The 14,090-nt window shown below is 41.2% G+C and carries 5 protein-coding genes; all 5 read right to left on the bottom strand.

Going from position 1 to position 14,090, the window contains the following annotated elements; all coding sequences use genetic code 11:
* Positions 1-107: 107 nt before the first annotated feature.
* Positions 108-2,591, bottom strand: coding sequence for an S-layer family protein (locus tag H6G41_RS07745; protein WP_190745181.1), 2,484 nt, complete (start codon positions 2,589-2,591; stop codon positions 108-110).
* An 85-nt stretch (positions 2,592-2,676) separates the two neighbouring features.
* On the bottom strand, positions 2,677-5,583 hold the full coding sequence (locus H6G41_RS07740; RefSeq protein ID WP_190745178.1) for an S-layer family protein: 2,907 nt from the start codon (positions 5,581-5,583) through the stop codon (positions 2,677-2,679).
* A gap of 63 nt (positions 5,584-5,646) precedes the next feature.
* On the bottom strand, positions 5,647-8,589 hold the full coding sequence (locus tag H6G41_RS07735; RefSeq protein WP_190745176.1) for an S-layer family protein: 2,943 nt from the start codon (positions 8,587-8,589) through the stop codon (positions 5,647-5,649).
* A gap of 310 nt (positions 8,590-8,899) precedes the next feature.
* Positions 8,900-11,368, bottom strand: a complete 2,469-nt coding sequence (locus H6G41_RS07730) for an S-layer family protein (RefSeq protein ID WP_190745174.1) — start codon at positions 11,366-11,368, stop codon at positions 8,900-8,902.
* Positions 11,369-11,546: 178 nt separating this feature from the next.
* Positions 11,547-14,090: an S-layer family protein gene (locus H6G41_RS07725; RefSeq protein WP_190745172.1), complete on the bottom strand. Its 2,544-nt coding sequence runs from the start codon at positions 14,088-14,090 to the stop codon at positions 11,547-11,549.

Genomic DNA, 14,090 nt, shown 5'->3' with positions numbered 1-14,090 from the left:
CTCCAACTCCGTGCTAAGTATACAGGTACATATTCAAAACGAACATTATTTAATAATGTTTAAGCCATTTAACACTAGTTTAGATTTTTGTTCTATGTTTTTCAATCCTATTTTTTGGCAATTCCCGCACAGGTTAATGGGTGCTGCACAGTAGGAGATTGATTTGCTACTAACTCAATTTTTCCTTTGGTGTTACGATGCCAAGAAGTGGCTTGGACAATAACCTCTCTTGATTGAGGAATTGATGCTGTAACTTCCCCAATTGCGCGGTATGGGGAGATATCACGCACATCAGACCAAGTGCGATCGCTCCTTACTTCTTGATTAGGATTTTCTGGTACACCACCCCTTCCCGTAGCGACAAAACTACTACCATTAGCATCAGCACAACCACTAGCAATTTGCCGGGACGGATCGGTAACATTAGCTGGTAATTCTACTAAGCCAGAGTTGGGATCGATACCGATGTTGTGAATTTCAACTGTACCGCTAACCCCAAATTGTGAACTAGCAGTAATATCGCTGTCATCGGTGAGTTGGGGACGGAATTCTAATCCTAAAATAGCTTGAGTGCCAATTTGGATATTTCCCCCAGTTCCTAACACCGCATTAGCAATAATGTCGCTGTTTTCCCATGCAGTAATAGTAGGTGCATTAATGTTGATATTACCGCCATTGCCAGAACCACCAGCTGTAGCCGTAATATTACTGCGATCGCGCAAAAGAAGAAATTTGCCTACTTGCAGGCTGATGTCACCACCATTACCAGATTCTGTCTGCGCTTGAATTAAGCTGTGATTTTTTAATTGAATATGATCGGCGGTAATATTGAGATTGCCACCATTCCCAGTACCTTGACTAGTAACGCTCACTGTACCACCATCTGTCAACATCAAGTTTGGTGTAGTAATGCTGAGTTTACCTGCATTAGCTGTTAGTATATTCGGCAAATTAAAGAATTGAAGCAGTTGCGGACTTAAACGGTATGCAGAAGAGTTAATACTACTGTTATTGTTAGGACTTTTACCACTAATGGCGATCGCTTCCCTAGCAGTGAGATTGACATTCCCTCCATTACCCATAAAAAATGCAGATGAACCAATTGCACCTCCATCTAGAACTTGTAAAGTGCCAGTATTCAGTGTCAAATCTTTAGCATTTCCCAAGGCTAACGTAGTAGTAGTAATATTGCTATAAATCCCAAAAGGATTTTCTCCTTTGACAGTGATATTTTGATTATTAATTGTTACCTCACCACTAGAGCCTTGACCAAATGTGACTGAGGACAATGAAGCTCCATCAGATATTAGTAAAGTATTTCCATCAATAGTAATGTCACCAGCTTTCCCTGTACCGTATGTGCTAGTAGTCATGGTTGACACGCCAGCATTATTCAGAGGTGAGAAACCTGATATTTCTATGTTTGCTGCTTGAATCTGAATATTGCCACTGTCAGCAATTCCATAACTTGTATTATTTATTCCTGCACCTTGCTGGAGTGTTAAACGAGGAGTAATAATTTGGATATTTGCCCCATTCCCTTTTCCTAAAGCTTCGCTACGAATCCAACTGCGAATTTTTCCATCGGATGTTGTGCCAATAAAATTGATTGCTTCTGATGCTTGTAAATTAATATTTCCACTGGGAAGATTGCCTAGATTTGTTGATAGCAATAGCGAACCCTCAGTAAATTCAATCTTACGCCCTTGAAGCTGAATTGAACCTGCATTTACTCCACTAACTTCTAATAGCGATTTTTGTATTAGTTGAATATCACTAAAACTTTGTCCGTTACCATACTCAAATTGATAGCCCTGAGTAGTTGGCGCTAAAGAAACTAAACCTGCATCTGCCAAACTACCTAACTCTATATGCCCTGTTTTAGCCATAAGAGTTGCACCATTCAAACTCAGATTTCCACCTATCAAAGCTAGAGTTTTTCCTGGCTGTACTTGTAACATGGTTGAGCTAGGATTGTGAACTACAGGAGCTAGAACATTATTAATACTGATACCATGTCCGCTACCTTGGACTTGTATAGATGCTGGCTGATTACCCATTTGCAGCCCAATAGGAACATTCATGCTGAATAATGGTGTAGCTTGGGGACTCAAAGCGCTAAATTCAGCCCCATCAGCAAATTTTATACTATTAGCAGTAGTCCCAATAAATGAGCCACTAATATTCAAAACTGCATCTTTACCAAAGACAATTCCCTTGGGATTAATTAAAAATAAATTTACGGAATTATTGCTATTAATTGTGCGAATTAATCCATTAATTTCGGAAATATTTCCTCCAGTTACCCGACTAAATATGTTTGTAATATTTGCTGTATTGACTAAATCAAAAGTTGCTGAACCACCAGTAGGCACCGAGAAATTATTGAAACTATGAAATAAATTATTACCCTTTTCAATACCATTGAGAATCTGAAAATCATTACCACTAGAGTTAACAATAGTGTTGGTTGTATTATCAGATGTTACCTGAGCGTTGGCGCAGCCACTCCAAAGGAGTATCGCACTTTTGCAAATTGCCACAGGTAATAACCCCATGATTAGCGTAGATACACAAGCGATCGCTCTCATGCCTAAAATTATCCTTGAATCTAACTAACGCTAGAGTTCCCAAAATGGTATAGTTTATAACTTGGTTAACCCAGGGTGCCATCTGTTATAGTTTGCTGGGGGGAATCGCTGCACAAGTTAATGGTTGTTGTCCCTCAATAGAAGATGGACTTGCAACTAACTCAATTTTTCCTTGGGCGTTACGATGCCAAGATGTAGCTTGAATAAGTACTTCTTTTGATTGGAGAATTTGTGCTGTAATTGTGCGATTTTGCCGGAATGTAGAGATATCACGCACATCAGACCAAGTGCGATCGCTCCCTACTCCTTGAGCCGGATTTTGTGGTATTCCACCTCTGCCAATAGCCACAAAGCTACTACTAGTATTTACTGAACAACCTGTAACAATTTGTTGGGATGAATCGGTGACATTTGTAGGTAGTTCGACTAAACCAGAATTCGGATCAATGCCAAAATTATGAATATCGACTGTACCGTTAATACCAAATTGTGAACTAGCAGTAATATCGCTTTCGTTTGTCAATTGGTTGCGGTATTGCAGACCGAAAATGCCTTGAGTACTAATTTGAATATTACCTCCATTACCCTTAAAAGCATTAGCAATGATATCACTGTCTTCTAATCCGACAATCACCGGAGCATGAATGTTGATGTTACCGCCATTACCATTACTACCTGCTTCAGCAGTGATTTGACTACCATTACGGCTCAAGATTGTATTTTTTACTGCTAAATTAATGTTGCCACCTTTTCCTGATGCGGTGGTAGCACTAATTTCTCCAGCATCTAAAGAGATTTGATTGGCTTGGATATTTAACTCTCCTGCGTTGCCAATGCCTTGATGAGTGACGCTAATAATACCTCCATTGCGAAGAGTTAACTGATCAGTATTGATGTTCAAAACACCTGTGTTACCTGTGGGAGAATTTGGCAGACCATAAAATTGGCGTTGATTTTCATTCAAAATGCGGGCGTTAGCTACAATCCCACCAGCTAGGTTATTTTTACTATCTATCAGAATTTCATCTGCTTGGATAGTTAAAGTTCCTGCATTACCGACTCCAAACGTCGTGTTGCCAATTACCCCGCCATCAAGCACAAGCAATTGATTCGTTAGGATTGTTACATCACCAGTATTGCTATTTCCACCAGTGAAACTACCTAAGAGGGTGCTGTCACCAGTAAAAGGATTAATCCCACTGACGATTAAGCGATCGCTTATATTTAAAGTGATGTTGCCATTGTTCCCTAGATTATTACCCTGGTTGGGATCTCCCATACTACCAAGCATAGGTAAGGCAGTCGCTCCTAAAGAAGCTCCGTCTAGCATCGATAGGATCGGTGTTGTTATAGACAAATTGCCGGTAGTACCAGAGCCTGTAGTCACACTGCCAATAAAGCTGCTCTGGATGGGGGAAATTGGTGATGTTCCTACTAGATTAATACTTTCTCGTGCTACTACCTCTATATCTCCAGCATTACCAATACCCGTACCTGCTAAACCTGGCAAGCGAGAAGTAAAAGTTGTAATTGCTCCTCCATCGATCAGATTAAATGTCCCTGAAGAAACGCTGATATTGCCACTATTACGAATCCCATATGTGTAAGCAGCAATACCACTTTGATGAAAAGGCGCAAGTCCGGATACATAAATCTCATCTGCGACCTGAATAGAAATATTTCCCCCTTTTCCGGTTGCTCCTGGAAAAACAGCTGTTTCCACTGCTGCACCATCTGCAAGAATCAGTTTGCGAGCGATCGCACTGACATCTCCCCCATCTCCTGATGCATAAGTTTCACTGGCAATGCGGCTATTGGTGGTATTACTAAATAGACGTAAGGGAGATGTTACGCCAACGCTACCACTAGCCGTAATGGTATCTGCAATTACTTGGACTTTGCCAGCCGATCCCGCACCCAGGGTGAAAGTTTCAATGGCTGCACCATCTTGTAAAGTTATATCCCCAGCTTGAATATTCACGCCTCCACCGTTTCCTGTGGCTCCTTGCGCTACCTGATTGACAATCCAAGCACTGGGAGCAAACGCATTAGGATTAACTCCACTCAAAGAGAGCGATCGCGCTGCATTCACTGTAATATCACTACCCTGTCCAGTACTTACTGTTGCACCAGCAATTTGCGATTGATTTAAGGTAATATTTCTACCGACTACTTGAATACCACCAAACGGATTGCCCATTGGATAGGGATTCCACAGTGAGGAACGCTGTGTAAATTGAATATCTCCCAAATCTGCAACTTCTTTATAGCCTAAGTGCCATCCTGTAGGTGTGGATATCAGACTCACCTTCCCACTATTGACTGCGCCTACTTCAATTCGACCGAAAGGTGCAGTAATTACACCACCTGTAAATGTAATCTCTCCTCCAACTAAGGCAAAAGTCTGTCCGGGACTGGCGACCATACCTAAATTATTCGTTGGTACAATGCCATCATTACCTTGACCCTGCACCTGAATCTGACTGGCAGAACTACCCATCTGTAAGCCGATAGGTACACTCATTGTTAACAATGGCAGAGTAGTAGGATTTATGGCAATAAATTCAACGCCATCGGCAAACTCAATACTACTGGCCGTCGTCCCGACAAAGGAGCCGCCAATCTGCAACTTGGCATGTTGTCCAAATATTATGCCTGCGGGGTTAAGTAAGAATAGGTTGGCACTACCATTGGCACTGATGACACCATCTATATTGGAAATATTACCACCAGTCACCCGTGTAAAAATGTTTTGAATATCAGTAGGATTGTTAAATGATGCAGAACCACCAGTAGGAATCGAGAATTGGCTAAAGCTATGAAATAAATTGTTGCCGACACGAGTACCATTGGTGATGGTGTAACTCTGACTTCCCGTCACAGAAGTATTGAGGGTGGGATCGGGTATTACTTGTGCGCGAACACCATTGCGATCGATAGCACAGATGCAGATTGCACTGAGAACAGCAAACCCAACAAAAGTTAATTTCATTCAGCGATTTCTGATGTTTGATTTTGTATTTATTGTTCCCAATTGAGTAAATTTTTAACTTAACTAATTTTCGACTACAGCCGCACAGGTTAAGGCTGGTTGTACGTGAGTCGAAGATGGATTTGCAACTAACTCAATTTTGCCCAAGGCGTTACGATGCCAAGAAGTAGCTTGCACAAGAACCTTGGCAGGTTGGAGTATTTGAGCTTGTAAAGTTTGTGTTTGTCTGAATGTAGAGATATCACGAATATCCGACCAAGTGCGATCGCTCCCTACTCCTTGAATTGGATTTTGTGGTATTCCACCCTTCCCTGTTGCCACAAAACTACTGGCACTATTACCAGTACAACCCGTAGCAATTTGTTGGGATGAATCAGCGATATTTACGGGTAGTTCAATTAAACCAGAATTCGGGTCAACACCAAAATTTTGAATATCTACTGTACCATTTATACCAAATTGCGAACTAGCAGTAATATCACTTTCGTTTGTCAGTTGGGGGCTATATTTTAAGCCAAATATACCTTGGGTACTAATTTGAATATTACCGCCATTACCGTCAAAGGCATTAGCAATGATATCGCTGTTTTCTAAACCGACAATTACTGGCGTATTGATAGTTATATTGCCACCATTACCACTGCTGCGGGCTTCGGTAGTAATTTTACTTCCATGACGAATTACGAAAGCATCTGTTAGAAATAAGCTGGTGTTACCACCTTTTCCTGATGCAGTAGCAGCATTTATATTTCCACTATCTAAAAATATACTATTGGCTGTGATATTTAATTGTCCAGCGTTACCTGTACCTTCATGGGTAACACTAATACTACCACCATCGCGAACCGTTAGCTGTTGAGTATTGATGTTCAACACACCTGTGTTGCCTGTCGGCACATCCGGTAGATTATAAAATCTTCGGGTGGTTTCATTAAATTTGGGTGCGCTAGCACCAATCACCGAGGGACGGTTATTCTTACCTTCTACCAGAATGTTATTTGCCTGAATGGTTAAAGTTCCAGCATCACCAGTAGCAGCAGTACCGTTAGCAATTGCCCCACCATCTTGAACGAACAATTGATTAGTTTGCAGCTTGACATCCCCAGTTTTGCCATTGCCATAGTTACCGCTTCCTAAGAAACTAGTAGCTAATGTAAACTTATTGATGCCAGTGACTGTTAAACGCTCTGCAGCATTCACGGTGATATTGCCACTATTTCCCAAATTATTGGACTGCTTGGGATCGCCAAAGTTGCCAATCACAGGTACAGTGGTTGTTGCTAAACCTGCTCCAGCTTGCAGTGAAAGAATAGGCGTTATAACTGATACATTGCCGCCATTACCAGAGCCAGTTGTAGAACTACCAAGAAAGGTAAGTTGAGTTGGTACAACTGGTGATGTACCTACCAAATTAATACCTTGCCGTGCTATTACCGAAACATCGCCTGCATTGCCAATCCCTGTCCCTGGTATTCCTTTCAAGCGAACAACAAATGTGACAATAGCTCCCCCTTCTGTGAGATTTAATTTCTCTGTGTTGATGTTGACATGACCACTATTACCAATGCCAAATGTATATGCAGCAATGCCACTGAAGGTTAAACTAATGGGACTGACCCCAGTAGCATAAATCTCATCAGCGACATCTACAGAAATATCTCCCCCTTTTCCGGTTGCCCCAGGAAAGACTATTGTTCCCACTAAACCACTATCTTCGAGAGTGAGTTTGCGAGCAACTAAACTGATATCTCCACCATTACCTGATGCGAAAGTTTGGCTAGCAATGCGGCTACTGCTGCTACCAGATGGAGCTAAGGGCGATTTCAGAGCAACAGCACCCGTAGCGGTAATAGTATCTGCGATTACATTGACTTGACCTGCTGACCCCGCACCAAGGCTGAGGGTTTCAATTGCTGCGCCATCCCGTAAAGTCACATCCCCGGACTGAATATTCACATTTCCCCCACTGCGTGTTGCGCTCTGCGCCACTTGATTGACAATCCAAGCACTGGGAGCCATAGCATTAGGATTAACTCCACTCAAAGAGAGCGATCGCGCTGCATTCACTGTAATATTACTACCCTGTCCTGTACCAACTGTTGCGGCCGCTATTTGCGATTGATCGAGGCGAATATCTCTACCTATGACTTGAATACCGCCAAAGGGATTGCCCACAGGATAAGGATTCCAAAGTGAAGAACGCTCTGTAAGTTGAATATCGCCAAAATCTGCAACTTGCTGATAACCTAATTGCCATCCTGTGAGTGTGGGTGTTAAATTCACTGTCCCACTGTTGACTGCACCTATTTCTATTCGACCGAAAGGAGCAGTTATTACACCACCTGTAAATTTGATATCGCCACCCACTAAGGCAATTGTCTTTCCAGGACTGGCGACTATTCCTAAATTATTCGTCGGGATAATGCCATCATTACCTTTACCCTGTACCTGAATTGAACTAGCAGCACTACCCATTTGTAAACCGATGGGTACAGTCATTGTTAATAATGGTGTAGTTGCATTTACGGCACTAAATTCACTACCATCGCTAAACTTAATACTATTGGCTGTTGTCCCAACAAATGAACCGCTAATATTCAATATGGCATCTTTACCAAAAACAATCCCTGCTGGGTTCATGAGCAATAAATTTACAGAATTATTGCCATTAATTGTGCGAATTAATCCATTAATTTCCGAGACATTTCCCCCAGTAACCCGACTAAAGATGTTGGTAATATTCGGTGTTTTTACTAAATCGAAAATTGCTGAACCAGCACTAGGAACTGAGAAGTTACTGAAACTATGAAATAAATTATTACCTTTTTCTATGCCATTAATAATTGTGAAATTATTATTATCGGTTTTGACAATTGTATTAGTTGTACCATCAGAAATCACCTGAGACATTGCAGGTAATGCCATCCCCGCAGTCAATAAACCTGTGGTGAATGATGCGAGAAACTTAATTGCCCTCATGTCTTGAATACTCTCTTGATATAACACAATTTAGATTTCCCAAAATAGTAGAAATCCTAACAATGAAAAATATCAAAGCATTTATTTGCTTTTAGATTACGCTTTGAAAAGCATTAATATGAGTTAATACTCATTTTAAATTTAGAAGATGTTTATGTGCAATTAAGTCAATTGTGTATGGAACATTAAGATGCCAAGATGTGCTTAGACAAAAACCTCTAGAGATTGAAATATTTGTGCTCTGACTTTCCCACTTCTTTTGAATCTTGAAAGATTACAGTGTTAGAGCAAGTGCGATCGCTGACTATATTCTTTATATTTTGTTTCTCAAAGCAAATTAATTTTTGGGAATAGCCGCACAGGTTAATGGTTGTTGCGTTTGAGTAGCAGATTTAGCTGCTACTAGCTCAATTTTACCTTGGGCGTTACGATGCCAGGATGTAGCTTGGATGAAAACTGCTGGTGATGTAGGTATTTGAGTAATTACTTCAGCCGTTTTTCTATATGCAGAGATATCACGCATATCAGACCAAGTGCGATCGCTCATCACTTCCTGCATGGGATTTTGTGGTATTCCACCTCGTCCCGTGGCGACAAAACTACTACCACTAGGATCTGCACATCCTGTAGCAATTTGCTGTGATGGGTCAGTAATATTTGCAGGTAGTTCTACTAAACCAGAGTTGGGGTCAATACCAACATGATTGATTTGTACTGTACCATTAACACCAAATTGAGAACTGGCTGTAATATCATTTTCTGGAGTCAGTTGGGGGCGAAACTTCAGTCCAAAGATACCTTGAGTTGTGATTTGAATGTTACCACCTCGACCTGTGACCGCGTTAGCCATAATATCACTGTTGTTAAATCCAACAATAACTGGCGAATTAATCATAATGTTGCCGCCATCTCCTGAACCTAAAGCAGTTCCGATAATCAAACTCTGATCTCGAAGAATAAGCGCGTTTGTGTGGATATTCATATCACCACCTTGTCCTGAAGCTGTAAAACTCGCTAAAAAGCCTTTATTTAACTCCACCATTTCGGCATTGATGTTCAGTGCGCCTGCATTCCCAATCCCATAGTTACCAGTATTAATTCTGGCTTCATCGCTAATTTTGAGGATAGGAGTATTGACAGTCACCTGTCCCGAAGATCCTCTAGGAATTTCACTCCCATTTAATAATTGGGTATAATAATTAGCCGTCAGAGAACTGACAGTTGAAGAAATATTACTACCATAGGTAATACTTGGCGATCGACCACTTAAATTAATCGATTCCGTCGCATTAACAGTCAAATCACCTGCATTACCTACCCCAAGACTCGCAGTTGTTACACTACCACTGTCCTTGATTGTGAGTGTGCGAGTATTCAGTCTCAGTTTCCCAGCATTACCACCATGACCAATAGTCGTATTAGCAATGACGCTAGCAATACTTATAGGAGTTGCGCCAATGACATTCACGCTATCGGCATCAATTGTAACTGCACCACTCGTACCAAGTCCAAAGGTTGTAGAACCGAGATAAGCACCGTCGAACACAGATAAATTCTGTGTTGTGACTTTCACATCACCAGCTTTTCCTGTAGAGGATGTGAGTGTTCCGATTGCTGCGTAGGCTGAAGGGTCGGTAGAAATGTAACCATTAACATTCAAATTAGAGGTTGTGATGTTGATATAACCACTATCGGCAGATTTATAATTACGGTTACCAACTACTGCACCGTTGTTAACGCTTAAATTTGGTGTGACAACGCTAATATTACCACTCATACCACTGCTGACGGTCTCGTTGATTATACTGGTACGGATTTTCATATCAGTAGTTGCACCAGACAATTTCAGAGTATCAGAGGCGAAAACATGGATATCCCCAGCCTTTTGAATTCCTCGGTTTTGCACCCATAATACAGAGCCGTCTGTGAGGCTAACTTTGCGACCTTGTACTTGAATAGAACCCGCATTAATGCCATTGACATTCACCAGCGATCGCTCTGTAAAATTAATATCACCAAATGTAGGGATGTTTTGATAATCCAGGTTAAATCCTTGATTGGCTCTATTGAGTTTAACTTCACCTTCAACTACACCACCCAGTTCAACCCGTCCCTCTGGAGCAAGCAAAATCCCACCATTTAGGTCAATAGAAGAACCCAAAAGAGCTAATGTCTGTCCCGGTGTCACAGCTAAATTACTCTCTAAGACTCTAGGAACATAGGGTGTAATCAGTGGATTTTGAGAGGTGAGATGATGTCCAGTTCCTTGTAAGGCAATTTTTCCTGAGTTGTGACCAAACTGTAAGCCTATCGGTACACTCATAGTTAATAATGGCTTCTCAGTTAAATTCACAGCACTAAATTCTGTGCCATCTGTAAACTTAATACTATTCGCCGTTGTGCCGACAAATGAGCCGCTAATATTTAATCTGGCATTTTGACCAAATAAAATCCCATTGGGATTCATTAAAAATAAACTAACTGGGTTATTGCCATGAACTGTGCTAATTAACCCATCAATATTAGAAATAGTATTACCTGTAATTCGACTAAATATGTTTGTAATATTTGGTGTATTCACTAAATCAAAAGTTGCTGAACCACCTGTGGGCACTGAAAAATTACTGAAACTATGAAATAAATTATTACCTTTTTCAATACCGTTAATAATCTGAAAATTATTACCATTAGAGTTAATAATTGTGTTAGTGGTAGCATCAGATGAAATCTGAGACATTGCAGGTAATACCATCCCCGCAGTCAATAATCCTGTGGTGAATGCTGCGAGAAACTTAATTGCCCTCATGTCTTAAATACTCCTTTGATATGACACAATTTAGATTTCCCGAAATCATAGAAATCCTAACAATCAACAATATCAAAGGATTTATTTAGCTTTTAATTACGCTTTAAATAGCATTAATACGGGTTAATACTTGTTTTAAACTGAAACGATATTTATCTGCAATTAATTCAAACACAAATTAACTCTTAGGAATCGCCGCACAGGTTAATGGTTGTTGTCTCTCAATAGAAGATTGACTTGCAACTAACTCAATTTTGCCATCAGCACGACGATGCCAAGATGTAGCTTGGACAATAATATCTGGATATGGGGTAATTTTAGCTGTAAATGCGTTATTTTGGCGATATGCAGTCAAATCGCGAACATCCGACCAAGTGCGATCGCTCTTGACTTCCTGAATTGGGTTTTCTGGTATCCCACCTCGTCCTGTCGCTACAAATTTACTGCCTTGATCGCTAGCACAGCCTGTAGCAATTTGCTGGGATGGATCTGTAACATTTACAGGTAATTCAATTAAACCAGAATTCGGGTCAGCGCCGATATTATTGATTTGCACTGTGCCACTCATACCAAATTGAGAACTGGCGGTGATGTCATTTTCTGGGGTAAGCTGAGGACGAAATTGCAATCCAATCATCCCCTGAGTGGCGATTTGAATCTTGCCACCTCTACCTCGGAATGCATTAGCAATAATGTCGCTATTTTCTATGCCGACAATTATCGGTGCATTAATATTAATGTTACCGCCATCACCATTACCTCCTGCTGTAGCGGCGATCGCACTTTTGTCCCGCAACATTAACAATTGTCCTACTTGTAAAGTCAGATTACCGCCATTACCTGATTCTGTTTGTGCCTGAATGCTGGCTTGACGCTCTAAGCGGATGTTATTAGCTGTAATATTGAGATTGCCACCATTGCCGCTACCTTGACTTGTCACGCTCACACTACCACCATCGGTCAATATGAGGTTGGGTGTGGAGATGGTTGCATTACCCGCATTGGCTGCTAGTAGATTTGGCAGACCAAATCTCTGCTCTAATACCTGCTGCAATTGCGAAGGTAAGTGCAGAACAGATGAGTTGATACTGCTGTTATTACTCCGACTGCGACCACTAACCTCGATCGATTCTGTAGCATTAATGTTCAGATCGCCCCCATGACCTGTATAGAATGTAGTTGCTGCAACTACTCCACCGTCGAGAATTTGTAACCTAGCAGTATCCAGCGTCAAGGTTTTGGCATTTCCGGTTGCCAAGGTGGTTGAGCTAAGGTTGCTGTAGACTCCATAAACACTTTCTCCCATGACTGTAGTATTTTTGTTACTCACTGTAACTTTACCGCTGGAGCCACTGGTAAATGTAAATGAAGATAGTGAGGCTCCGTCTGATATTACTAAACTATTGCCATTTACCAAGACATCACCAGCATTTCCAGAACCATAGCTACCAGTACTCAGACTACTAACACCAGTAGGATTAATTGGTGAAAAGCCAGATATTTCAATTGCTCCTGCCTGAACTTCGATATTCCCACCCGTAGCTGTGCCTAAGGTTGTACTATTCAACCCTGCTCCCTGCTGGAGTGTCAGCTTTGGAGTCATAACGCTAATATTGCTACCAGATGCAATACCAAAAGTTTCAATCCGAATCCCGCTCCAAATTGAGGTATCGCTTGCACCAATCATATCGATGGTTGCGGATGCTTGCAGGTGAATTTTTCTACCAGGTAAATCACCGAAGTTTTGTGACAGTACTAGCGAACCATCTGTGAATTGGATATGTCGCCCTTGAATCTGTACAGAACCTGCATTAACTCCACTTACATCCAATAGCGACTTTTGTGCTATCTGAATATCGCCAAAGCTTTGCCCATTTTCATAACCCAGGGTATAACCCTGTGCTGTTGGTATCAGGCTCACCAGTCCTGCACCACTTACACTACCTAATTCTATTTGCCCTTGTTTAGCAGTTAAAGTTGCCCCATTAAGAAATAAATTACCACCTACTAAAGCTAAGGTTTGTCCTGGTTGTACCCGCAGTTCAGTAGCACTGGGAGCCACGATTATAGGCGGTTGTCCATTAGCATTATCTAATGAGTGCCCTGTACCTTGAATAGTGATGCCTGCGGCGGGCTGCGCCAACGCTACTGGATTGTTGCCCATTTGCAATCCAATAGGAACATTAATGCTTAAAAGTGGCTGATTTTGGGAATTAATCGCGCTAAATTCAACACCATCAGCAAATTTAATACTGTTAGCTGTCGTGCCGACAAACGAACCGCCAATATTCAAGCGGGCATTTTCTCCAAATACAATTCCTGCCGGATTAATTAAAAACAAACTTACTAATTTCTGAGTATTTATTGTGCTAATTAAGCCCTGTATATCCGAAACATTTCCACCTGTGACTCGACTAAATATAGTTGTAATATTGGGTGTGTTAACCAAATCAAAGGTTGCTGAACCACCATTCGGTACAGAAAATTTACTGAAGCTGTGGAATAGATTATTACCTTTTTTAACACCATTAAGAATAGTAAAATTACTACCATCAGAGTTGACAATGGTGTTAGTAGTGCTATCAGATGTCACCTGAGCGTTGGCGCAGCCACTCCAAAGGAGTATCGCGGGTAGTATTATTCCCAAAATCAAGGATACTGAGTTAACTGTTGCGATAAATACATTAAGTCTCTGGCTTTTTACTGTACGAATCGCTCTCAT

It is taken from the genome of Tolypothrix sp. FACHB-123, from assembly GCF_014697075.1.
Classification (GTDB): Bacteria; Cyanobacteriota; Cyanobacteriia; order Cyanobacteriales; family Nostocaceae; genus Aulosira.
The sequence above is the reverse complement of the archived record's forward strand: the minus strand, read 5'-3'. Positions and strand labels throughout refer to the sequence as shown.

Bases quoted from the DNA above. Each gene is read 5' to 3' on its own strand.
- H6G41_RS07730 (WP_190745174.1), bottom strand. From the start codon at position 11,368: ATGAGGGCAATTAAGTTTCTCGCAGCATTCACCACAGGATTATTGACT.
- H6G41_RS07745 (WP_190745181.1), bottom strand. From the start codon at position 2,591: ATGAGAGCGATCGCTTGTGTATCTACGCTAATCATGGGGTTATTACCT.
- H6G41_RS07725 (WP_190745172.1), bottom strand. From the start codon at position 14,090: ATGAGAGCGATTCGTACAGTAAAAAGCCAGAGACTTAATGTATTTATC.
- H6G41_RS07740 (WP_190745178.1), bottom strand. From the start codon at position 5,583: ATGAAATTAACTTTTGTTGGGTTTGCTGTTCTCAGTGCAATCTGCATC.